The organism is Humitalea sp. 24SJ18S-53 (assembly GCF_050632385.1).
Taxonomy (GTDB): Bacteria; Pseudomonadota; Alphaproteobacteria; order Acetobacterales; family Acetobacteraceae; genus Humitalea.
Window position 1 is genome coordinate 4,510,352 of record NZ_CP192599.1, and the last position, 23,135, is coordinate 4,533,486.

General features: G+C 67.5%; 20 protein-coding genes. 4 read left to right on the plus strand and 16 right to left on the minus strand.

Annotation, left to right across the window (positions count from 1 at the left end):
* From ACQW02_RS21665 to bchF, 16 genes are read right to left on the minus strand one after another with little or no spacing between them, the layout of a single operon-like run.
* Nucleotides 1-1,722, minus strand: a complete 1,722-nt coding sequence (locus ACQW02_RS21665) for a magnesium chelatase subunit D (RefSeq protein WP_431281984.1) — start codon at nucleotides 1,720-1,722, stop codon at nucleotides 1-3.
* Nucleotides 1,719-2,840: a magnesium chelatase ATPase subunit I gene (gene bchI, locus ACQW02_RS21670; protein WP_431281985.1), complete on the minus strand. Its 1,122-nt coding sequence runs from the start codon at nucleotides 2,838-2,840 to the stop codon at nucleotides 1,719-1,721. The genes ACQW02_RS21665 and bchI overlap by 4 nt, the downstream gene beginning before the upstream one ends.
* Before the next feature lie 2 nt (nucleotides 2,841-2,842).
* Nucleotides 2,843-4,054 carry a 5-aminolevulinate synthase gene (gene hemA / locus ACQW02_RS21675; RefSeq protein ID WP_431281986.1) on the minus strand — a complete coding sequence of 404 codons (1,212 nt, stop codon included), beginning with the start codon at nucleotides 4,052-4,054 and terminating at the stop codon, nucleotides 2,843-2,845.
* Nucleotides 4,051-4,902 (minus strand): putative photosynthetic complex assembly protein PuhE, encoded by an 852-nt coding sequence (gene puhE / locus ACQW02_RS21680; protein ID WP_431281987.1) that lies wholly within the window; start codon nucleotides 4,900-4,902, stop codon nucleotides 4,051-4,053. The genes hemA and puhE overlap by 4 nt, the downstream gene beginning before the upstream one ends.
* A gap of 6 nt (nucleotides 4,903-4,908) precedes the next feature.
* Entirely contained in the window at nucleotides 4,909-5,982 is a 1,074-nt protein-coding gene (gene acsF / locus ACQW02_RS21685; protein ID WP_431281988.1) for a magnesium-protoporphyrin IX monomethyl ester (oxidative) cyclase, read from the minus strand.
* On the minus strand, nucleotides 5,979-6,299 hold the full coding sequence (locus ACQW02_RS21690; protein ID WP_431281989.1) for a hypothetical protein: 321 nt from the start codon (nucleotides 6,297-6,299) through the stop codon (nucleotides 5,979-5,981). The genes acsF and ACQW02_RS21690 overlap by 4 nt, the downstream gene beginning before the upstream one ends.
* The gene (gene puhC, locus ACQW02_RS21695) at nucleotides 6,296-6,739 is read right to left on the minus strand and encodes a photosynthetic complex assembly protein PuhC (protein WP_431281990.1); all 444 of its coding nucleotides are present in this window, start codon (nucleotides 6,737-6,739) and stop codon (nucleotides 6,296-6,298) included. The genes ACQW02_RS21690 and puhC overlap by 4 nt, the downstream gene beginning before the upstream one ends.
* Before the next feature lie 13 nt (nucleotides 6,740-6,752).
* Nucleotides 6,753-7,403: a photosynthetic complex putative assembly protein PuhB gene (gene puhB, locus ACQW02_RS21700; RefSeq protein ID WP_431281991.1), complete on the minus strand. Its 651-nt coding sequence runs from the start codon at nucleotides 7,401-7,403 to the stop codon at nucleotides 6,753-6,755.
* Nucleotides 7,400-8,170, minus strand: a complete 771-nt coding sequence (gene puhA, locus ACQW02_RS21705; protein WP_431281992.1) for a photosynthetic reaction center subunit H — start codon at nucleotides 8,168-8,170, stop codon at nucleotides 7,400-7,402. The genes puhB and puhA overlap by 4 nt, the downstream gene beginning before the upstream one ends.
* A gap of 16 nt (nucleotides 8,171-8,186) precedes the next feature.
* Entirely contained in the window at nucleotides 8,187-9,626 is a 1,440-nt protein-coding gene (locus tag ACQW02_RS21710; protein ID WP_431281993.1) for an MFS transporter, read from the minus strand.
* Nucleotides 9,623-10,315, minus strand: a complete 693-nt coding sequence (gene bchM / locus ACQW02_RS21715; RefSeq protein ID WP_431281994.1) for a magnesium protoporphyrin IX methyltransferase — start codon at nucleotides 10,313-10,315, stop codon at nucleotides 9,623-9,625. The genes ACQW02_RS21710 and bchM overlap by 4 nt, the downstream gene beginning before the upstream one ends.
* On the minus strand, nucleotides 10,315-11,214 hold the full coding sequence (bchL, locus tag ACQW02_RS21720; RefSeq protein ID WP_431281995.1) for a ferredoxin:protochlorophyllide reductase (ATP-dependent) iron-sulfur ATP-binding protein: 900 nt from the start codon (nucleotides 11,212-11,214) through the stop codon (nucleotides 10,315-10,317). The genes bchM and bchL overlap by 1 nt, the downstream gene beginning before the upstream one ends.
* Nucleotides 11,211-14,807 (minus strand): magnesium chelatase subunit H, encoded by a 3,597-nt coding sequence (locus ACQW02_RS21725; protein WP_431281996.1) that lies wholly within the window; start codon nucleotides 14,805-14,807, stop codon nucleotides 11,211-11,213. Before ACQW02_RS21725 ends, bchL begins: the two co-directional genes overlap by 4 nt.
* Nucleotides 14,782-16,236: a ferredoxin:protochlorophyllide reductase (ATP-dependent) subunit B gene (gene bchB / locus ACQW02_RS21730; RefSeq protein ID WP_431285954.1), complete on the minus strand. Its 1,455-nt coding sequence runs from the start codon at nucleotides 16,234-16,236 to the stop codon at nucleotides 14,782-14,784. The genes ACQW02_RS21725 and bchB overlap by 26 nt, the downstream gene beginning before the upstream one ends.
* 52 nt (nucleotides 16,237-16,288) lie before the next feature.
* Entirely contained in the window at nucleotides 16,289-17,578 is a 1,290-nt protein-coding gene (locus ACQW02_RS21735) for a ferredoxin:protochlorophyllide reductase (ATP-dependent) subunit N (RefSeq protein WP_431281997.1), read from the minus strand.
* On the minus strand, nucleotides 17,575-17,994 hold the full coding sequence (bchF, locus tag ACQW02_RS21740; protein WP_431281998.1) for a 2-vinyl bacteriochlorophyllide hydratase: 420 nt from the start codon (nucleotides 17,992-17,994) through the stop codon (nucleotides 17,575-17,577). Before bchF ends, ACQW02_RS21735 begins: the two co-directional genes overlap by 4 nt.
* A gap of 420 nt (nucleotides 17,995-18,414) precedes the next feature.
* Here bchF and ACQW02_RS21745 point away from each other — a divergent pair, with 420 nt between their 5' ends.
* The 4 genes from ACQW02_RS21745 to ACQW02_RS21760 all read left to right on the plus strand — a co-directional run bounded on the left by ACQW02_RS21745 (nucleotide 18,415) and on the right by ACQW02_RS21760 (nucleotide 23,129).
* Nucleotides 18,415-19,350, plus strand: a complete 936-nt coding sequence (locus ACQW02_RS21745) for a cobalamin B12-binding domain-containing protein (protein ID WP_431281999.1) — start codon at nucleotides 18,415-18,417, stop codon at nucleotides 19,348-19,350.
* A 95-nt stretch (nucleotides 19,351-19,445) separates the two neighbouring features.
* A complete protein-coding gene (ppsR, locus tag ACQW02_RS21750; RefSeq protein WP_431282000.1) occupies nucleotides 19,446-20,876 on the plus strand; it encodes a transcriptional regulator PpsR in 1,431 nt (476 codons plus the stop codon).
* Nucleotides 20,877-20,883: 7 nt separating this feature from the next.
* The gene (gene chlG / locus ACQW02_RS21755) at nucleotides 20,884-21,801 is read left to right on the plus strand and encodes a chlorophyll synthase ChlG (RefSeq protein ID WP_431282001.1); all 918 of its coding nucleotides are present in this window, start codon (nucleotides 20,884-20,886) and stop codon (nucleotides 21,799-21,801) included.
* Nucleotides 21,798-23,129 (plus strand): BCD family MFS transporter, encoded by a 1,332-nt coding sequence (locus ACQW02_RS21760; RefSeq protein ID WP_431282002.1) that lies wholly within the window; start codon nucleotides 21,798-21,800, stop codon nucleotides 23,127-23,129. The genes chlG and ACQW02_RS21760 overlap by 4 nt, the downstream gene beginning before the upstream one ends.
* The last annotated feature ends 6 nt before the right edge of the window (nucleotides 23,130-23,135 follow it).

Genomic DNA, 23,135 nt, shown 5'->3' on the forward strand with positions numbered 1-23,135 from the left:
TCACGCAGCACGCGCCGCGGCGCCGACCACGGCGGAAAGGGCCGCCGCATCCGCCTGCGGCAGCGGCACGTAGCGCCCCCCCATCGCATCCGCCAGCAAGCGCGCGAAGGGCTGCGGCCGTGGCGCCGTATCCACCAGCAGGATCGGCAATGCGGTCGCGCGCAGCAGCCGCGCCATGGCGAGCGCATCCGCCTCCCCGGCCGCACGCCCGGTCTGCCCATCGCGCGCGACATTCGCCCGGCCGTCGGTCATCAGGATCAGGAGCGGCAGGCGGCCCTGGCGACGCTCGATATCCGCAAGGGCGCGTGCTGCTTCCAATGCCGCGGCCAATGGTGTCGCACCACCGCCCGGCAAAGCGGCCAGGCAGCGCCGCGCCCGCCCCAATGCCTGCGTCGGCGGCAGCAGCACGGCGGCGGCATCCCGGCGGAAGGCGATCAGCGCGACGCGGTCGCGCCGCGCGTAGCATTCGGCGAGCAACATCTCCACCGCTCCCTTGGCTTCCGCCATACGGTGCAGTGCTGTGGAACCCGAGGCATCCACGGCGAAGATCGCCGTCGTCCCGCTACGTTCCTCGTATCGGCGCAACCGGATATCCTCGGCACGGATCAGCACGGGTCGATCGCTGCGGGGATTCTGTCGCCGACGCATGGCTTGCCACGGGGCGGCGGCACGAAGTGTCTCGATCAGCGCGAGCCTGGCGCCACCATGCAATCGGCCGGCCCTTGCGCCCAGTGCGCGGCCGCGCTTGCCATCACGCCGCGCGGCGCCGGCGCGGCCCACGGCACCAGTCCGCGTCGCGGCCTGCTGGGCGGCGGCGAGCCGGGCCAGCAGGGTCGGCGCCATGGCTGCGCGCACGGCGTCGATCATCATGTCCGCCAAATCTTCCTCACGCGCGGGACCGGCCTCGGGCTGACTCTCCGGCGCTTGGCCCTCGGCGGGTTCGGGCTCCGGCGCAGCGTCGTCCGGTACGCGCGTGGCGCGCGGCGCCAGGACCAGTCGCGCCGCAAGAACCGCGTCCTCTTCCAGCGCCGTGACCCGCCCGGCGAACGCGGCAGCGGCGCACATCGCGCGCAACGCCAGCAGGGTCGCGCGTGGCGAGGCGATACCAAGCGCCAGGCCGGTGGCACAGAGCGCTTGCAGCAGTTCCGGCTGCACCGTGACCTGCGGCAGTGCGAGGCGGGCCGCCGCGATGGCTTCGGGCGACGGCGACGCCATCAAGGCCCCGCGCGGCAGATCGTCGAGGCCTATCGCGAAGGCCAGCCTGTCGAGCAGTGGCGCGGGCGGCACTTCCTCCGCATCAATGCCCTCATCCAAAGCAACGATGCTGATCCGGGCCGGCCATCGCCGCGTGAGTCCATCGCGTTCGACCACGACTTCCCGCGCATCGAGCACCGCCGCCAGACGCGCCGCCATCGTCCCGGCCAGGCGTTCGGCCATCGGCACCACCACGACGCCGCCATCGGCTTCCGCCAGAATGCCGCGCTCGGCCAACGGGCGCCCGGCGGCCAATGTCGCACCCAGGTCCAGGCCACCGAGAACACGGCTATCCGGCGTATCCGGCGGCAGCCGGCGCCAGGCGGTTCCGGTCGGCATGGCATCCCGCAGGAGCGCCAGCCATCGGTCGCGCAGGGGTCCCGGCGCAGCCCGCAACGCAACACCGCCCAGCCCGACAGGATCGACCGCCAACAACGCGATGGCGTGGATGGCATCATCACCCGTCATGGCGTGCCGAGGACCTCCGCAACGGCGCGTTGCACGCGTGCAGTGCTGCCGGATTCGTCGAGTGGATTGCGGCGAAGGCGATGACATAGCGCTGGAATGGCGACGGCGCGGAGTTCGTTGTCTGAAATCTCGTCCCCCCCTTCGAATGCCGTGAGCGCCCGTGCGGCACGGATCAGGGTCAGTTCCCCACGCAGCCCGTCGGTGCCGAGCGCTATGCACAGGCGGGCAGCGGTCTCCAGGGCCGAGTCCGGCGTCCGGACGCGAGGCAGCCGTATCCGCGCTGCCGCGATCCGCGCGCGCAGGCGCGCCTGTGGTTTGCGCCACCGTGCCGCAAAGACCGCTGGCTCGCGCTCAAAACTGTCGCGCCGGCGCACCACCTCGACCCGAGTAGGAAGGTCCATCGGCGTGCGCACCTCGACCGACAGGCCAAACCGATCGAGAAGCTGGGGACGCAACTCACCCTCTTCCGGATTGCCGCTGCCGATGAGCACGAAGCGGGCCGGATGGCGCAGACTGATCCCTTCCCGCTCCACCACATTCTCGCCCGAGGCCGCAACGTCGAGCAACAGATCGACGAGATGGTCCTCAAGCAGGTTCACTTCGTCGATGTAGAGAAAGCCGCGATGAGCGCGGGCGAGCAGCCCGGGTTCGAAGGCGCGGACGCCGTCGACCAACGCACGTTCGATATCGAGCGCACCGGCGACGCGGTCTTCCGTGGCCCCAAGCGGCAGGTCCACCACCGGGATCGGCGCCGTCGCGGCGGTCCGCACGCGGCGCATGCGGCAATCTTCACAGAAAGCGCCAGGTGAGGCGGGATCGCAGCCGAAGCGACATCCGACGACGACACGCATGGGCGGCAGGAGTGCGGCGAGCGCGCGCACCGCGGTCGACTTGCCGGTTCCACGATCACCCTGCACCAGCACCCCGCCGATACCGGGATCGACGGTGACCAGCAGCAGCGCGCGGAGCATTTCCTCCTGCCCCACCAGGGCGGCGAAGGGAAACAGCGGACGCGCATCCATCTGCACGACATGGCGACGCGACGGCTTGCTGGGACGCGTCGTCTCGGCGACGGTATCGGCCGTCGCCTCCTCTCGCCGGATGCCGGTTGCGTCCATCTTCAGGCGGCGCGGCGGAGGCTGAACCGTGCCCAGACCGCTTCCAACGCGGCCACCAAGTGGTCCATGTCGGCGTCGCTATGCACGGGCGATGGCGTGATGCGCAGGCGCTCGGTGCCGCGCGGCACGGTCGGGTAGTTGATCGGCTGCACATAGACGCCGTGTTCGTCGAGGAGGCGGTCGCTGATCTCCTTGCAGACCACCGGATCGCCGACCATCACCGGGACAATGTGGCTCTGATTGTCGAGATGCGGCACACCGACGGCATCGAGCCGGCGGCGCAGTGTCGCGGCACGTTCATGCAGACGCTCACGCTCCACATTGCTGGATTTGAGATGGCGAAGGCTGGCGCGCACCCCGGCCGCGATCGCCGGCGGCAGGGCGGTCGAGAAGATGAATCCCGAGGCATAGGAGCGCACGAAATCGACCATCGCCACCGACCCGGCAATGTAGCCTCCGATCACGCCAAACGCCTTTGCCAGCGTGCCCTCGATGACGGTCAGGCGATGCGCGACGCCGTCGCGCTCGGTAATGCCACCACCGCGCCGGCCGTAGAGGCCCACCGCGTGCACCTCGTCGCAATAGGTCATGGCGCCGAATTCGGCCGCGGCGTCGCAGATGGCGGCGATCGGCGCGATGTCGCCATCCATCGAATAGACGCTCTCGAAGGCAACCAGTTTTGGGGCGGCGGGATCCAGCGACGCGAGCACACGCCGGAGATCGGCGACATCATTGTGCGCGAAGACGCGCCGCGTGGCGCGGCTGTGCCGCATCCCCTCGATCATCGACGCATGATTCATCTCGTCGGAAACGATGACGCAGCCCGGCATGTGGGAGGCCAGCGTGGACAGCGATGCCCAGTTCGACATGTAGCCGGAGTTGAACAGCAGTGCTGCTTCGGTGCCGTGCAGCTCCGCCAGTTCTGCTTCCAGCAGGACATGCTCGTGATTGGTGCCGGAGATGTTGCGCGTGCCGCCGGCGCCGGCGCCGTAGCGGTCGAGGGCGGCATGCATCGCCGCCAGCACATCCGGATGCTGCCCCATGCCGAGGTAATCATTGGAGCACCAGACGGTGACCTCACGCTCACGCCCGTTCACGTGGCGAATGGCGCGCGGATACTGCCCGGCCTGGCGCTCGATGTCGGCAAAGACGCGGTAGCGGCCTTCGCGATGGAGGCCGTTGATCTGATTCCGGAAAAACGCCTCGTAGTTCATGTCCGGCTCCCGTGGGGCGGCGGGGCATCGGTCTTCGTCACCGCGCCGCACCTGTCGCGATGATCACCGAGGGGAATAGCAGCACCTTGGCGCGCGCCTGGCAGAAGCCAGCGCCACATCGCCTCGGGCGGGAAGGGCAGAATCATCAGGGCATGTTCCAGCACGCCGAAGACCGCGAGGCTGGCGAGCAAGGTGAAGCCCGCGGCGGTTCCGGCATCGGCGCCAGGTGCGGCCGCGACCGCGACCAGCCCGATGCAAAGTGCGACGCCGGCCATGATCGACACAGGAAACAGCGCATTCATCGGCCGTCGCGCAAAATAGCTTTCGATGTAGCGGAGGTGATCGGGCAACAGCGCCTCGCCAAGATTGCGCACGCCGAGGAAGATGTTGAGCTTGGCGCTCAGCCGCATCGCGGCCAGCATAAGGAAGGTCCACAACCCGATCCGGTTCGGCCCGCCCGCCGTCAGCACGGCCACGATCGCGGCACCGGCCAGGATGGCGAGTTCATGCCACAGGATCGCCGCCACCGCGGCGCGGAAGCGTGGCCAGCCGCGCGCACCAGGCGGGCACGGCGTGCGCCGTGGGCCAGTCAGCACGCCGGTCAGGAATGTGACCTCGATCCATGCCCAGACGAGGATGGCGCAGGTGAAGGCCGCGTAGACGCCGGTGGGTGTGAGGCTCGTAGCACTCGCGGATAACCCCACAAGACCGACAGCCAGCAGCAGCGTCGCGCCAAGCAAGGTCCAACGAAAAGTCTCTCGCCGCAGCCCGTCCAGCACGAGGATCACACCCGTGCCGCCCCACCACAGGAGCATCGCGAAGAGGGCGGGCAGCAGATGCTCGACCATCCGCGGCTACCAGCTCGGCGCCAGGCGGATCTCCGCCGGCAGCGCCTTGCGGCGACCAGGGAGCAGGTACAGGTGCAGGAACTGCGCCGCCGCACGCGCCGACAGCCCCGCCCGACGCAGCTTCCCGCCAAGGCCAGTAGCTGATTTCGCCGCGAGCATCCGTTCGCTGGTGATCCGCAGCCGCTCCATCCTTACGTGGAATGCCGGATGGTCCACGTCCAGCGTCACTGGAAAAACCTGTTCGCAGATCGCCGATGTGATGCGGAACACCTCGTGATCGTAATCGGTCGGATGCATGCCAAGCGCTTCATGGAAGGCCGGGCGCTGATGGTCGCGCACATACATCGTGGCGAAGACGGCAAGCTGGAAGAATTTTACCCACAGCTTGTTCGTCCCCTCAAGCAACGATGGATTGGCGCGCATGAGCAGGGCGAAGGCTTCGCCATGGCGGAACTCGTCGTTGCACCACTGGTCGAACCAGTTGAAGATCGGGTGGAAGCGCCGCTCCGGATGCCGCTCGAACTGGCGAAATATGGTGATGTAGCGCGCATAGCCGATCTTCTCCGACAGGTAGGTCGCGTAGAAGATGAATTTTGGGCGAAAGTAGTGGTATTTCTTCGCACGCGTCAGGAAGCCGAGATCGACGCCGATGCCCACATCCTTCAGGCTATCATTGATGAAGCCAGCATGGCGGGCCTCGTCGCGGCTCATGAAGCCAAACAGATCCTTCATGTCCTGGTTGGTCACCCGCTTGCGTATTTCGGCGTAGAGCACGCAACCGGAGAATTCCGCCGTCACGGAACTGACCAGGAAATCCATCAACTCCTTCTGGAGCGGCGCAGGCAGCGCCGTGATGTCGAAAGCATCGAAGGCATCAGTGCGGATGAAGTGTCCCTTGTTCGGATCGGCGCGGAATTCCGCGATCAGCGCATCCCATTGCGCCCGCACCGAGGTGACGTCGATGGCGTCCATGGCCTTGAAGTCGGTGGTATAGAAGCGTGGGCTGAGAACGGTCTCGGTCAAGGCGCTGCGCGTTGCGTCGTTGACGTTCGTGCGACGCGCGGGAGTGACGGCGTTCATGCTGCCTCCTTGGGCTCGAAGCCGCAGTGGTAGAGTTCGGTGAGTTCGAACAGCGCGCGGAACTCGGTCCAGAAACGCTCGATTCCGGTTGCACGGATGACGGTCGCGCGGCAGGTCAGGGTCACGCTCTCGCCAAAGGGCACCATGGTCGGTGCGCCGTGCACAATGACGCGGTCGCCGGGGCGCAGATCGATCCCTTCCGGGATCGCATGGGCGTGCAGGCTGTCGAAGCTTTGCTCGATATCGACGCTGCAAGTGATCTCGATGCGTCGCTGGCTGCCGAAGGGTAGCCAGGATGCCAGGCCGTCGTCCTTCATCGCCCTGGCCTTTCGTCGGTCAGCAATCGTGCGAAGGCTTCGGCCTGGCTATGGCCGAAGGCCTTGATGTCGATGCGGCGCCCTGTCGCGGGGTCATCCAGCGTCAGCCGACCGTCATCCCATGCGACCAGCCGGAATGGGATCTCTTGGCCCTGCGCCTCACGCATTCTTTCGCGCGCCATGCCACGAAGGGCGGCGCGGATAAAGCCATTGGTGCCTGGATCAAGCACCGCAAAGGCGTCCACGGCCGCGGGCTCGCGCACCGTCACGGCACCATCGGTGCGATCTTCGAAGACCAGCTGGCGCTGCCGCAGTGCGGTAGCGTTGTCCGGCGCGCGCGCGCCGCCGAGGAGGGCGATGCCAATGGTCACGGCCAGCAATACCACGACACCGAACAGGGGCGCCTGGGGGAAGCTGCGGTTGGTTGCCTGCCTTGCCATGGTGCTTGCTCCCTCAGGCCGCCGCAGCCGCTTCCGGGCGTGTCGCGTGGTCCTCATCGGTCTGCGCGCCGTGCAGCGCACGCACCGGCATGGCGGCCGAGGCCGCAAGCGCCTGCGCGAGGGCGCGTGCCGCCACCTCCGTATGGGGCAGCGCCCGCAACACCGGTTCGGGGTTCGACACGCGCAGCATTCGCAGATGCGGCCACAATGCGAAGTAGGACGCACGATGTCCGCTCATCAGGCGAAGCATGATATCGCCCGTGCCATCCCGGTTCTGGCGCAAATCCGCGCTACGGATCGCAGCGAAGGGGATGTTCACCGTCATCGGCAGAGCCACGCCGACACGCATCACGATGCGTCGCCCCGTGATCGTGTAGAGCGTCGTGCGCGCCGCCAACTTGCCTAGGCCAAGCAGCAGCACGATCGGCACCGCGCCGAGCGCGACCAGGCGCAGCCCGCCGAGCAGCGCGTCCTGCGGATTGGCGCGCCAGCCATCGGTAACATACCACAGGGCCAGCAGGGCGAAGTAAGCCGCCAGGCCCCGCAGATGGAAGGCGCGCAGCGCGAAGGGCCGCCAGCTTGGCGCGCCCTGCCAAAGGATCGTCTCGCCTTCGGGCAAGCGTTCGGGCAGGCCGAGGACCGGCTCGGAATCGTGTTCCCTCACAGCACGGGCCCCAGTCGACCGGGCGTCGCATAAAGGTGGCCCGAGGCGAAGTAGGCTGAGATCCGATCCTCCTCCCGCAGGGTGATCTGCATGGGTTCGCGCGTGGCGGGGGCGGCCACGAGCTGCGCTGCGGTCACCGAGGCAAGGTTCACGCGGCGGCGGCGATGATCGATCCGCACCAGCGGCATTGGCACCAGCACACGGCGCGCGCCCTCGGCGGCCATGACCTCGACCTCCAGGTAGCGCAGGGCCATGTCCGACCGGTCGATCCAGCCATCCACGACTTTGCCGCCGACGTTGCGGTCGAAGCCATAGACCGGCATGCCGCGCGGGTCGGGATCCTCCGGCTCGATCGAATACTCGGGTGCTGTGCGCAGGGGCACGATCTTCGGAACGGGCGCATCGAACATCATGTCCGGCACGTCGTGCCGCATCGCATAGGCCGCCGGCCCCACTCCATCCTGCATCGGATCACCAGTCGGCTGCAGCGGTGCACCGGGAAACCGCGCCGCTGGCCGGGCTGCGATGGGCGCTTCCTCCTCACGCCGCGGCACCTGAACGGTGCTGCCGTCCGCGAGGTGGAAGGTCTTGGGCGACGGCATGGCCGGAAAGCCCTGGACCGTGACGCGGGACCCACGATCGGAGACCAGCGGGTAGCCCTCCCGCTTATCCTCCCGACGCAGGTAGAAGATCAGCCCGGCGAAGAAGATCCAGAACGCATAGAGTGCGATCAGGGCCAGGTCGATTGAGCCGACGACGTTGCGCATGGCGTGCTCCGCTATGTCACGGTGCGGTATGCGATCCGGCAATGCCGAACCGCGACGGAAGCCCCGCCTGATCCTCTTGTGCCCACTGCACGAGAGGTCCAAGCGCGACCAGGGTGGCGAAAAGCAACACGATCTCGATCAGATAGACCGTGCAGTAGGCGGTGGCCGGCGTGATGAGCGCCGCACCCATTCCTTCGGCACCAGCCAGCGCGGCGATGCCATCGCGCAGCAGCCCGCCCATGGCGATGGCGACGCCAGCGGCCGTTGCCTGTGCAGCACCCCAGGCGCCGAGCGCGAGTCCGATCTGCCCCTGCGGTGCGGCCGTCATGAAGGCGGTCAAGGTCGCATGGGCAAAGCAGCCAGCGCCGAGGCCGATCGCCAGCGTGCCAAAGCCGAAGGTGCTGGCGCTTTCCATCGGCGCCGCAAAGATCACCAGCGCGAAAGCCAAGGCGCCGATCAACGCACCGGTGCCGGCGACGCGATAGGCATCGACGTCTCGCCCGATCAAGCGCGCGCCACCAACGAAGCCGATGATGCCCCCCAGGGCAAACAGCGCCGTCAGCGTCGTCGTCGCCGCAACGCCAAGGCCGAGCACCTGCCCACCATAGGGTTCGAGCAGCACGTCTTGCATCGAGAATCCCGCCGTGCCGAGCGCCACCGCCACAAGGCGGCGACCCCAGGGCCCGGTGCCGCGCAGCGCCCGCCAGCTTTCAAGGAAGCCCGGTCCATCGCCTTGGCCACGCGTGCGTGACGGGTCACGTGCCTCCTGCTTCCACAAGGCGATGATGTTCAGCAGCATGGTCGCAACAGCCGCGCCCTGGATGACCTGGATCAGACGGAGCTGGCTGAAGTTCACGAGCAGCGCGCCGAAGACGAGGCCGGCGATCAGCATGCCGAGCAACAGCATCACCGACAGCAGGGCGACGACCCGCGGCAAGCTGCGCGTCGGCGCCAGGTCCGCCGCCAGCGCGAGGCCAACCGTCTGCACCATGTGCATTCCCGCGCCGACCAGCAGGAAGGCCAGCGCCGCCGCCACATGCGCGGCCCATACCGGCCCGTTGCTGTCGCCCGACAGCAGGATCAGCGCGAAGGGCATGATCGCCAGGCCGCCAAACTGCATCAGCGAACCGAACCAGATATAGGGCACCCGCCGCCAGCCCAGCACGGAACGATGCATGTCCGATCGGAAGCCGATCAAGGCGCGGAATGGCGCGAAGAGCAGCGGCAGCGAGACCATCACCGCCACAAGCCCGGCCGAGACACCAAGTTCCACGATCAGCACCCGGTTCAGCGTACCGATCAACAGGGCGGCCGCCAGGCCCACCGAGACCTGGAACAGCGACAGCCGCAGCAAGCGCCCGACCGGCAGCTCCGGCGTCGCCGCATCGGCAAAGGGTAGGAAGCGCGGGCCGAGCCGCGTCCAGGCCTGCGCGAAGATGGCGTTGCCACGCGTCATGTCGGCAGCACCTCCATCGCCTGGGAGACGTAGAAACCCCGCGCGACCCGCCGCCCGCGGCCGAGCAGTATGCGCCCACCAGCGGTCAACATCGCGGAGAGCCGGTCATTGCTGACTGGCTCAATCGTCGGCGCGCGGTCGCCGCGTGGGAAGAACCGGCCGGCCGCATGCATCACCGCCAGCAGCGCCGTGCGCGGCGCGAAGGTAAACAGCACGGCGCCCCGCGAACGCGCCGCGAGTTGCTCCACGGCCGTCACCATATCCGTCGCGCAGTAGTGGATCAGGCTATCCATCGCCACAACATGATCGAAGCGACCAAGCGTGGGATCCAGCATGTCGCCGACGGAGAAACGGATCTCGCCCGCGCCCTGCCGGCTCTCCGCGCGTTCGCGCGCCAGGCCGATCAGCGTGGGACAGATATCGACCGCCGTGACGGAGGCACCGCGCCGTGCGGCCTCAATCGCCAGCGCGCCGGTGCCGCAACCGGCATCGAGCAGCCGCATCCCATGCATGTCATCCGGCAGCCAGGACAGTAGTGTCTTGCGCATGTCGTCGCGGCCCGCCCGCACCGTCGCGCGGATACCGCTGACCGGCGCGTCGGAGGTCAGGCGTTTCCACGCCTCGGCGGCCGTGCGGTCGAAATAGGTTTCAAGCTCGCCACGGCGGGCCCTGTAGCTGGCGGAGGTCATTAGTCGAACCCCAGCAGGTCGAAGATCTCGCGATCCTTCAGCGGCGCCGCCTCCAGCGCGTCAGTCCCTTCCCAGAGAGAGGTCGCCAGGCGGAGGTACTCCTGTTGCGCCATGAGGACTTCCGGCGATTCCTCCATCTCGAACAGCGTTGATTTCTTCAACCGCGAACGGCGGATGGCGTCGAGATCGGGGAAATGCGCCAGGGTCTTCATGCCGGTCGCCCGGTTGAAACGATCGATCTGGTCGGTACCGGCGCTACGATTGACGATCACGCCGCCAAGTCGCACGGGGTAGTTCTTCTCCTTCGTCTTGATCGCCGCGACGATGCGATTCATCGCGAAGATCGAGTCGAAGTCATTCGCCGCCACGATCAGCCCGCGGTCGGCATGCAGCAGGGGCGAGGCGAAGCCGCCACAGACCACGTCGCCGAGCACATCGAAGATGACGATATCGGTCTCGTCGAGCAGGTGATGCTCTTTCAGCAGCTTGACCGTCTGGCCGACCACGTAGCCGCCGCATCCGGTGCCCGCGGGCGGGCCGCCGGCCTCGACGCAGAGCACACCGCCATAGCCTTCGAAGACGAAATCCTCGCGCCGCAGTTCATCCGAGTGGAAGTCCACCGCCTCCAGCGCGTCGATCACCGTGGGGGCCAGGCGCTTCGTGAGCGTGAAGGTAGAATCATGCTTGGGATCGCAACCGATCTGCAGCACGCGCTTGCCGATACGGCTGAAGGCGACGGACAGGTTGGAGGAGGTGGTACTCTTGCCGATCCCACCCTTGCCATAGACGGCGAAGACACGCGCGGTATCGATGCGTGACGCGGGGTCGAGATGCACTTGCAGGCTGCCTTCGCCGTCGCCTTCGGTCATGCCCGGTCGGGGCCGCATCACGACAGTCATGTGGCGACTCCTTCGGCAATACCTTCAAGTCGGTCTTCGATTTCGTCACAGGCGTTGCGCAGTGCCGCCATCATGCTCGGGTTCGGCTGCCAGTAGCGGCGCTCATGCGCCTCGATCAGCCGGTTTGCGATGCGCGCGGAGGCCGTCGGATTCAGCCCCGCCAGACGCCGTCGCATCGTCTCGTCGAGCATGTAGGTCTGCGCCAGGTGCTGATAGACCCAAGGGGCGACGGCGCCGGTCGTCGCCGACCAGCCCATCGTATTGGTCACCTGCGCCTCGATGCAGCGCACGCCTTCATGGCCATGGACGAGCAGCGCCTCGAACCATTTGGGATTGAGCGCGCGCGTGCGGGTCTCGAGCGCCACCTGTTCGGAGATGGTGCGTATCTTTCCCTCGCCGCGCGTCTGGTCGCCGACGTAAGTGCTGGCGGCCCGACCGCGCACCGAACTGACCGCCCGGCTGATGCCGCCGAGCGTGTCAAAGTAGTGGTCGACCGTGGTGATCCCCAGTTCGACGGAATCGAGGTTCTGATAGGTCGCATCCACCGTGCCGAGCATATGCGTCAGCACCGGGTCATGCCGCGCCGGCCGGCCCGAAAGCCCATAGGCGAAGCCCTTACGGCGGCGCCAGGCATCGCCGAGTTCGGCCTCATCGGTCCAGGCGCCGTTCTCAAGAATCATGTTGACGTTGGAGCCATAGGCGCCCTCGGCATTGCCGAAGACGCGCAGGCTGGCATCCTCCAGCGAGCCGCCATGCGCGGCCTGAAAGGCAAGCGCATGCTTGCGGATGAAGTTCTGTGCGATCGGCTCCTCGGCCGAAGCGGCGAGGAAGGCGGCTTCCGCCAGAAGCCTGGTCTGCAGCGGCAGCAGGTCGCGGAAGATGCCCGACAGCGTCACCATGACATCGACGCGCGGTCTGCCCAGCGTCGCCAGAGGCACCAGTATCGCCCCCGCCAACCGACCATAGCTGTCATGCCGCGGCTCCGCGCCCATCAGCCACAGCGCCTGAGCGATCGGGCCGCCCTCGGTCTTCATGTTGTCGGTGCCCCACAGGACAACGGCAACCGTCTCTGGCAGGGCGCCGCTATCGGCCATGTGCCTCGTCAGCAGGCGTTCGGCCTGGCGCGCCCCATCCTGCACCGCAAAGGTCGATGGAATGCGGAAGGGATCGAAGCCATGCAGGTTGCGACCGGTCGGAAGGACGTCCATCGAGCGCAGCAGGTCGCCACCTGGTGCGGGACGGATGTAGCCACCGTCCAACGCATGGATCAGTGCCGGGATCTCGTGATCCACGCCCAGCAGCAGATCGATCTCACGTCGCCGCGCCGGATCGTTGATGCCGGCGGCATCGAGCATCTCGGCACGCTGCGCCGCGTCGGGTACTTCGCCCACGACATGCAGCCCGTGCGGGATCAGTGCGTACTCAAGTTCCAGCAGCGCGGCGCCGAGCTTCTCGATCTCCACCTCCGCCCCATCGCCCCAGGGCGGCTCGTCGGTGGCGAGATCAACCGCCGTCGCCTGCGCCTGGATCAATCCCGACAGTGCTACGCGCGCCATCGGATCGGTGCCGGGCTCCAGCGCCCGCCATCGGTCGCGCGACGCCTTGAGTTCGAGAAGACCACGATACAGCCCCGCCTGCGTGACCGGTGGTGTCAGGTAGCTGATCAGCGTGGCACCGGCGCGCCGCTTGGCGAGTGTGCCTTCCGACGGGTTGTTCGAAGCATAGAGGTAGAAATTCGGCACATCCCCGATCAACCGATCCGGCCAGCAATCCCCCGACAGCCCGGACTGCTTGCCCGGCATGAACTCCAGGGCGCCATGGGTGCCGAAATGCAGCAGCGCGTGGGTACCGAAATCCTCGCGCAGCCAGCGATAGAAGGCGGAGAAGGCATGCGTCGGGGCGAAGCCGTGCTCGAACAGCAGGCGCATGGGGTCTCCCTCCCAACCAAAGGATGGCTGGATGCCCACGACGACATTCCCGAAGGTGGCACCCAGCACCAGGATGCCGCTGCCATCGCTGTTGTGGCGGCCGGGTGCTGGTCCCCATTGGCGTTCGATCTCGCCAAGATGCGGTTCGCGCCGGACATGGTCATCGGCACCGATCCGCGCAGCGACATTGGCCGGCGTGCCGTAGCGTGCGGCATTGCCTTGCAGCACCGCCTCGCGCAGCGCATCGACCGTCTCCGGCACCGTGACCCCATACCCGGCAGCGGCCATGCCCTGCAGCGTGCGGAAGAGCGATTCGAAGACCGAGAGATAGGCGGCCGTGCCGGTCGCCCCGGCGTTGGGAGGGAAGTTGAAAAGCACGATGCCGACGCGCCGCTCGCGCCGCGCGACGCGCCGCAGCGCGACCATCCGTGCGACGCGCGACGCCAGCCGTTCCGCGCGTTCGGGATGCACGACCATGTGGCTCGTCTTGCCCGTCTCACCGCCGCGCCCGCCGAAGGTGATGGGCGAGATTGCACCATCCAGTTCCGGGATCGCGACCATCATGGTGGCCTCGACCGGAGTCAGGCCGCGTGTGTCGGCCTCCCACTGGCGCAGTGTCTGGAATTCCAACGCATGGGCTGCGAGATAGGGCACATCCAGCCGCGCCAGCAGTTCCTCGGCCGCGCGGGAATCATTGTAGGCAGGCCCGCCTACGAGCGAGAAGCCGGTCAGCGACACGACCGCATCAACACAGGGTACCTCCCCACGCAGGAAGAAGCGCTCGATGGCCGGGCGCGAATCCAGCCCGCTGGCAAAAGCCGGCAGCACGCGCAGACCCTTGGCCTCCAACGCCGCGACCACGCCGTCGTAATGCGCCGAGTTCTCCGCCAACACATAGGAGCGCATCACCAGCACTCCGACCGTTCCGGCGCCGCCGCCCCGCGGCAGTTGTTCCACGCGCTCGGCGATGCGGCCCGGCAAGCCCGGGTGGTACAGGCCGACATCCGGATATTCCACCGGCGGCGCCACCTTCAGCCGCCCGGCCAACGCCGCGCGCGGACCGGTCGCATAGCGGTTCACCAGCATGCGCATCAGATTGGCGATGTTCGCGCCGGTGCCTGCCAGCCAGTATTGCAGCGCCAGGAAATAGGCGCGCACATCCTGTGCCGTGCCGGGGATGAAGCGCAGCAGGCGCGGGATCTCTCGCAGCATCCGCATCTGGTCGCGGCCGGAGGCATGCGCGCCGGGCTTGGGCTTGCCACGTAACCGCTTGAGCAACCCCGCGATGCCGCGCGCCTCGGCCGACATGTCGAAACGCCCGAGCCTGGTGAGGCGCACCACCTCTCCGGCCGACAGGCAGCACAACATGGCGTCGCACCGCTCGCGGCGCGCAGTCAACGCCGGCAGCACCGCGCGGATGTGGTCGTCCAGGAACAGCATCGTCGCGACGACGATGTCGGCACGGGCGATGTCGGCACAGCAATCCGCCAGCGCATCCGCATCCGTGGCCCAGCGGTCGGCGGCGTGCATGGTCAGCACGGCGCCGGGCGTCTCGGCCTGCAGCATGGACTCGGCATCCTGAACGACACCGGCGAGGTGGCTGTCCATCGTCACCAGCACGATGCGCAAGGGCGGGCGCTCAGCGAGAGAAATGCGCTTTGGCATCGTACAGGGTCTCGACGGTGATGGTGGTCAGGCCGGCTTCGGCCGCGAAACTCTCCGTGTTGCGGCGAGCCTTGCCGCGCACGAAGAACGGGATTTTGCGCAGTTCCTTTTCGGCATCGGGTGCCCAGCCAAGCTGTTCGACCTTCGCCACAACGGCGGCTGCAGCACCGAGATGCGACGCGCCGGCATCGTCGTGGAACTCGAAATCGTCGCGGAACATATGTAGTAGATGTTCCTCGAGCCCCATCATCAGCGGGTGCACCCAAGTGTCGAACAGAACATTCGCACCCTCGAAGCCCATCTGCGGCGAATGGCGCGCCGGGAAATCCTGCACATGCACCGGTGCGGAGATCACCGCGCAGGGAATGCCGAGCTTCTTGGCGATATGCCGCTCCATCTGCGTGCCCAGAACCAGTTCCGGCTGCGCGGCGGCGATCGCGGCTTCGACCGCGAGGTAGTCGTCGCTAACCAGAGCTTCCAGCCCGTAGCCGCGCGCCGCCTCGCGCACCTCGCGCGCCTGTTCGCGACTGTAGGTGCCAAGGCCCACCACCTCGAAGGCCAGTTCCCGTGCCGCGACCCGCGCCGCGGCGATGGCATGCGTCGCGTCACCGAAGATGAAAACGCGCTTACCGGTCAGGTAGTTCGAATCCACCGAGCGCGAATACCAGGGCAGGCGCGACGTCTCCTCCGCCAAGATCGCCGTCGTGTCGATGCCGGCCAGGGCGCCGACCTCGGCGATGAAGTCCTGCGTGGCACCGACGCCGATCGGCACGACCCTGGTGCGCGGCTGACCGAAACTGCGTTCCAGCCACGCGGCCGCCTGGTCGGCGATCTCGGGATAAAGCACGACATTGAAGTCGGCTTCACCAAGCCGCGCCAGATCGGCCGGCGTGGCGCCGAGCGGGGCAACGACATGCACCACGACGCCGATCCGCTCCAGCAGGGCGCGGATCTCGACCAGGTCATCACGATGGCGGAAGCCGAGCGCGGTTGGGCCGAGGATGTTGCAGCGCGGGCGCTCTGCCGCCTTGCGAGGCGTGGTGGCGAAGGCGCGCACCAGGCGATACAGCGTCTCCGCCGCGCCCCAGTTCTCCTTGCGCTGGTAGGAAGGAAGGTCGATCGGCACCACCGGCACCGGTAGGCCGAGCGTGCGTGCGAGCCCGCCGGGATCGTCCTGGATCAGTTCGGCGGTGCAGGATGCGCCGACCAGCATCGCCTGCGGGCGGAAGCGCTCGAAGGCCTCGCGCACAGCAGCCTTCAACAGCTCTGCCGTGTCACCGCCCAGGTCGCGGGCCTGGAAGGTGGTGTAGGTGATAGGCGGCCGCTTGGCTCGCCGCTCGATCATGGTGAAGAGCAGATCGGCATAGGTATCGCCTTGCGGCGCATGCAGGACGTAGTGCAGCCCTTCCATCGCAGTGGCGACGCGCATCGCCCCCACATGCGGCGGCCCCTCATAGGTCCAGACCGCGAGCTGCATGGCGCTACACCTCAAGCCGCGCGCGACGCGCGAGCGGGCGAACGAAGAGTTCGGCGAGATCGCCCGCCTGCTCGTATCCCTGAATGGGCGAGAAGACGAGTTCGATCGACCATTTGGTCGCCAGCCCCTCAGCCTCCAGCGGATTGGCGAGGCCAAGACCGCACACGGTCAGGTCCGGCCGTGCCGCACGGAAGCGGTCGAGTTGCCTGTCGACATCCTGCCCTTCGCTGATCAGTACGCCGGGCGGCAGCAGCGCCAACTCCGGCGCCATGTGCTCGCGATGCAGATAGGGTGTGCCGATCTCGACCAGCAGCATGCCGAGTTCACGCGAAAGAAAGCGCGCGAGCGGTATCTCAAGCTGCGAGTCGGGGAGGAAGCCGACCCTTAGGCCCGACAACCGCTCGCGCCGGTGAGACACGGCGCGCCGGGCGCGCTGCTCACCGAAGGCGGTAGCCTCATGGAACGCGCGGGGAGTGACGCCCCATGCTTCGGCCACCGCACGAAGCCAGCGTGTGGTACCCTCGGCGCCAAGCGGAAACGGCGCCGCGATGCGATGCGCGCCTCTGTCGTTCAGCGCGCGGGCCGTTTCGGCAATGAAAGGCTGGCCCAAGATGTATCGCGTGCCGGCACCGACCGCCGGAAGATCGGCGGCGCGGCGCGGCGGCAGGAAATGGACCGGGCCGACGCCCATGCTCGCGAAGATGCGCCGGAACTGGTCCTCGACCACCTCGGCCAATGCGCCCACGACGAGAAGCGAGCGAGCCGCGTCGGGCGCCGCCGGCATCTCCGGCACCAGCGCCGCGAGACAGGCATCCTCGCCCTGGGTGAAGGTCGTCTCGATCCCGCTGCCCGAATAGTGCAGCACACGCACTTCCGGCAGGAAGCGACGCGACAGGCGTCGTGCGGCTTGGCCGAGGTCGAGCTTAATGACCTCAGACGGGCATGACCCCACCAGGAACAGCAGCTTGATGTCCGGCCGCCGCGCGAGCAACGAGTCGACGATCCCTTCCAACCCTTCATTGGCATCGCCAAGGCCGGCGAGGTCGCGTTCCTCGATGATCGCCGTGGCGAAGCGCGGCTCGGCGAAGATCATCACGCCAGCGGCGGATTGCAGCAGATGCGCACAGGTGCGGCTGCCGACCACGAGGAAAAAGGCGTCCTGGATCTTGCGATGCAGCCAGATGATTCCGGTCAGGCCGCAGAACACTTCGCGCTGGCCGCGCTCCCGCAGGATTGCTGGTTCGCCGCAACCCGCGGCTTTGTCAGTCGCGGGCGATGCGGCGACGAGGGTCATGACGTCAGCCCGCCGGGTGCAAACTGGCGCGGTTCAGCGCGCCGCGCGGCGCGCAGCTTCAGCAGGAACTGCGCCGCGTTGATGACGTAGGCGACATAGGCAGCGAGCGCGAGCAGCATCTGCGTCCGCGCATCGCCGAAGCCCACCAGCACGGCGACAACATAGCCGGTGTGCAGCGCGATAACGAGAAGGCTGAACACATCCTCCCAGAAGAAGGCATGGGCAAAAAGGTAGCGCCCAAAGACCTCCTTCTCCCAGATCGCCCCGGTCACCATGATCGCGTAGAGCACCAGCGTCTTGATGCAGACCGACGCCGTTGCCACGGCAAAACCTTCGCCGGTGGCGAGGAAGCGCAGTACCAGGGCAAGACTCGCGAGGAAGACCACGAACTGCGCGATGGCGAGGACACCCTGCACGCGTGTCCATGGCGATTGGTCGCGGCGCAACCGTTGTTCTGGCGTGTAGAGCGGGCACGGTGCCACGCGCCATGCACTACGTCGGGCAGTAACTCGGCCGGTTGCACTGCCCCAGGGGCTGCAATCCAGCGCGTTGATGAGGGGATCCAGGAGCCGGGTTGTAAGCATGTCTTGACAACGCTCCGTCAAACGCGGTCCGCTTGCATCAACAGAACGAACAGCCGCCCAAACGAGCTGTTGACAGGGGGAAGCGATGATCCAGGAGCCTTCGGCTTCCATTTCCACCCATAATGTCCTCCCCAGGCGAAGCTCGTTGCAGAACGCTAGAGCGGCGCCGGATTGAGTGTCAAGCAATATGGACGTCCGAAATGCTTGACACTTACCGCTTGTCGGTTTGAAAGTTCGCCGCGGGAGATTGGGATGGTCGACAAAGCGATGTCCGCTTCGCAGTCCATGGTTCAGCCGGATGGAACGCCCGAGCAGGGCGCCTGTTGGCCATCCGAAATGCGCACCCGGTCTTTCCGTACATCGGAAGCCGACGGAGCGGACGGCGATTGCCGCGCCGACACCTCATCCGCACGCCGCCTCCTTCTGCTTGCCCGGACGATCGAGCGTGACGTCATCCCGCGCCTGGTCCTCGCGCATCGGACCACGCGGGCCGCCTATGTCGATCGGCCACCGGGCCTCACGCCGACGCCGCAGGATGTGGCGACGCTGACCGCGCTCGCGATCCGCGCCGACCTGAAGGATGTCGAAGCCTTCGTCGATGGCGTCCAGGCCGCCGGAATTCCGCTCGACCGCGTCTATCTCGACCTACTGGCGCCAGTGGCGCGCCGGTTGGGTGAGATGTGGGAAGCCGACGAATGTGACTTCGCGACGGTGACCATGGGCCTGGCTGCCCTGCAACAGGTCGTGCTGAACAGCGGGCGACGCTTCACGCAAGCCCCGCAGCGGCCGCGCGTGGGCCGGCGCGCCTTGCTCGCCCCCACTCCCGGGGAAACGCACACCTTCGGCCTTGTGATCGTCGCCGAGTTCTTCCGCCGTGCGGGCTGGGAAGTCTGGAGCGGGACCGGCGCGTCCCAGCCCGAGATCGTCGCCAAGGTTCGTGGTGAACACTTCGCGATCGCGGCCTTCAGCATGGCCCGCGAGGATCACACCGCGGCCCTGGCCGACCTGATCCAACGGGTCCGGCGCGCGTCGGTCAACCGGCGAATCGGCATTCTCGTGGGGGGGGCCATCTTCGCCGAGCGCCCCCGCCTCGTCTCGGATATCGGTGCGGATGCGACGGCGGCGGATGGTGATGAAGCAACGTTGCAGGCCGAAACGCTGATAGCCATCAGTGACTTGCGGGCGTGAATCGACCTGCCGCGATCCCGTCGCGCGTGCAGAATTGACCTTGGGGAGGGTCGGCTTGTCTATGGCATCCTCAGGCATGAAGGACGGGTCGCAGCGTGAAGTCGTTCCAGGCTCCGAAGATCGCTCTCGGACAACTCGACGCGGAGGCGGTCGCGACGCTCGTCGCTGCCGCCGCGGATATTTCGCTCGTGCTTGACGCTGCCGGCATCATCCGGGATGTCGCCTTCAGCAGCGATGACCTGCTGGCCGAATTCGGCCAGAGCGAGAGTTGGATCGGCCGCCCCTGGATCGACACGGTCGCGCGGGATAGCCGGCCGAAGGTGCAGGACATGCTGCGTGCGCCGCAGGATCCGTCCCGGCCGCGTTGGCGGCACGTCAACCAGCTTGGTGCCGGCGGCGCCTCCGTCCCGATCCTCTGTACCTGCTCTGCGCTGGACAAATCCGGCGGTCTCGTTGTGTTCGGGCGGAACCTGCGGTCCATCTCGCAGCTCCAGCAGCGCCTGGTCGAGGTGCAGCAGTCCGTTGAACGTGGCTATTCCCAGCTACGCCAGGCGGAAACTCGCTACCGCCTGCTGTTCCAGACGTCCGAGGATGCGGTGCTGATCGTCGAGGGCGACAACGGCAAGGTGTTGGAAGCCAACCCGGCAGCGCAGCGCCTGTTCGGCACCGCCGCTCGCCGCCTGGTGGGCCGGCCTGTTGCCGAATCCTTCGCCATTGACAGTCGAGAGGGCGTGCTGGCCATGCTGGCCTCGCTCCGCGGCGTAGGACGGGCCGGGGAGGTCGAGGTCCGGCTGGCCGATGGCGACGCGCCGTTCCGCGTCACCGGTACGACGCTGCGCCACGACAATGGCCTCGTGTTCCTCGTGCGCCTATCACCGGTATCGGCGCAGCGCCAACCGGCCGGCATACCGGAAGGACATCGCAACCTGCTGCGCCTGGCCGAGAATGCGCCCGACGCCCTGGTCGTCACCGATTCCGACGGCGCGATTCTGACGGCAAACGCTGCCTTCCTCGACATGGCGCAGCTAACGTCGGAGGAGCAGCTCCGCGGCGAGTCGCTGGATCGCTGGCTCGGCCGGCAGGGGCTTGAGGCGGATGTGCTGCTGAGCAACCTTCGCAATCGCGGCGCGGTCAGGCTCTATGCGACGACGCTGCGCGGCCGGCTCGGCACAACGCTGGATGTCGAGATCTCCGCCGTCTCGGTCATGGAAGGCAGCAATCGGCGCTACGGATTTGCCATCCGTGATGTCAGCGCGCGGCTAAAGCGTCCGCCGAACGGCGCCGCCGTGCACGGCCGGTCAGTGCAGGAACTGACCGAGCTGGTCGGCCGCGTCCCCCTCAAGGACCTGGTGCGCGAGGCCGCGGACGCCATCGAGCGACTGTGCATCGAGGCGGCACTCGAGATCACCGGCGACAATCGCGCCTCGGCCGCCGAGATGCTCGGCCTCAGCCGCCAGAGCCTGTACGTGAAGCTGCATCGTTTCGGCCTCGGCGATCTCGACGCCGACCCGAAGGCCCCGAGGTAGCAACCGCATGGCGCGCCCGACACCCTCTCCGGCCGCGCCTGCCTCCGCCCCCTCGTCCTGGCCGATGGCCATGGCGGTGCTGGAGCTTCTGAAGCCGATCACCTGGTTCCCGCCGATGTGGGCTTTCGCCTGCGGCGTCGTCGCCTCGGGTGCCTCGCTGACACAGGCTTGGCCGACGGCGCTTTTGGGCATCGTGCTGGCGGGCCCCGTGGTCTGCGGCATGAGCCAGGCGGTGAATGACTGGTTCGACCGTCATGTCGATGCCGTGAACGAGCCGCAGCGCCCGATCCCCTCGGGCCGGCTGCCTGGACGCGCGGGCCTGTGGGTCGCGATCGGCTGGACCGCGCTGTCGATCGGCGGCGGATGGCTGCTTGGTCCTTGGGGCTTTGCCGGGACGCTGCTGGGCGTCGCCCTGGCCTGGGCCTATAGCGCGCCGCCGCTGCGGTTGAAGCGCGATGGCTGGACCGGGAATGCGGCCTGCGCCCTGTCCTATGAAACCCTGCCCTGGATCACGGCTGCGGCTGTGCTGTCTGGCGGCGCACCGGATGCCCGGCTGGCGCTGGTCGCCCTGCTCTATGGGGTCGGCGCGCATGGCATCATGACGCTGAACGACTTCAAGTCGATCGAGGGCGACCGCCGTTTCGGCATCTTGTCCCTGCCCGTTCGCCTGGGTGCGGACCGCGCCGCGCTGCTGGCCTGCGTCGTGATGGCGCTGCCGCAGATGGGCGTGGCGGTACTGCTGCTCGTCTGGGATGCGCCATGGCACGGCATGGTCATCGGGGTGTCGCTGCTGGTGCAGTTGGTATGCATGCGGCGGCTGCTGGGCGACCCGCGTGGGCTGGCACCTTGGTACAATGGCACCGGTGTCAGCCTTTATGTGCTGGGCATGATGGTCAGCGCGGCCGCGCTGCGGGGCCTGCCATGATGCAGGGCGCGGAATTCGGTTGGTTCAGCATCGTCAGGCTTGGGCTGGTGCAGACCGCGCTCGGCGCAGTGGTGGTGCTGACGACCAGCGTGCTGAACCGGCTGATGGTGGTGGAATTCGCGCTGCCGGCGACGCTCTCGGGGCTTCTCGTGGGGCTGTACTACGCGATGCAGATGCTGCGTCCGCGGATGGGGCATGGGTCCGACGTCTGTGGTCGGCGTACGCCCTGGATCGTCGGTGGCATGGCCACGCTGTGCCTTGGCGCCATTCTTGCCGCCATCGCCACCGGCATGATGGATGGGCCGCTGGTTCCGGCGCTGGCGCTTGGGATCCCGGCCTTTCTGCTGGTGGGCGCGGGTGTCAGCGCGTCGGGCACGGCACTGCTGGTACTGCTTGCGGCGCGAGTCGTCCCGGCGCGAAAGGCGGCCGCGGCTTCCATCGTCTGGATCATGATGATCGCGGGCTTCGTGCTGACGACTGCGATCTCGGGTCGCGTACTCGACCCCTACTCGCCGGGTCGCCTTCTGGCGGTGACGGCCTGCGTCGCGGCGCTGGCCTTTGCCCTGACGCTGATCGCCGTCTTCAGGCTGGAGGGACGCGCGCTTTCAGCGATTGCGCCCCGGCAGCAGCAGGACCGCGCCTTTCGCGATGCCGTCGCCCAGGTCTGGACGGAGCCGGAAGCGCGCCACTTCACCCTCTTCGTCTTTGTCGCAATGCTGGCCTACAGCGCGCAGGACCTGGTGCTTGAACCCTTCGCTGGCAGCGTCTTCGGCATGACGCTGGGGCAGACCACGCAACTCGCTTCCATCCAGCATGGCGGCGTGCTGGTGGGCATGGTGCTCTTCGCCGTGATCGGACGTCTCACGCAGGGGCGCCTTTCGGCGCTGCGGCTCTGGATCCAACTGGGCTGCGTCGCGGCAGCGGGAGTGCTCCTGCTGCTCGGTATTGTGGGCATGGTCGCGACGGTTGTGCTGCTGCCGCCGCTTTATGCGGCGCTCGGCCTGGCGAACGGGATCTTCGCGGCGGCGGCCATTTCCGCGATGATGCAGCTTGCCGCGCGCGGCAATGCCGGGCGTGACGGCGTCCGTATGGGAATGTTCGGGGCCGCCCAGGCCGTGGCCTTCGGGCTCGGCGGCTTGGCAGGGACCATCCTGCTCGATGTCGGCAGGCTGGTCGCGGGCGGCACGCTGGGCGGCTACGCGACCGTGTTCGTGGTCGATGCCGTGCTTTTCCTCGCCGCCGGCGTCATGGCGCAGCGCATCGGCTTGGTTGGCGATGATGGGATGGATCGCCTGCGCGCCGTCGCACCCGCGACCCACGGTGGATGAGGGGAC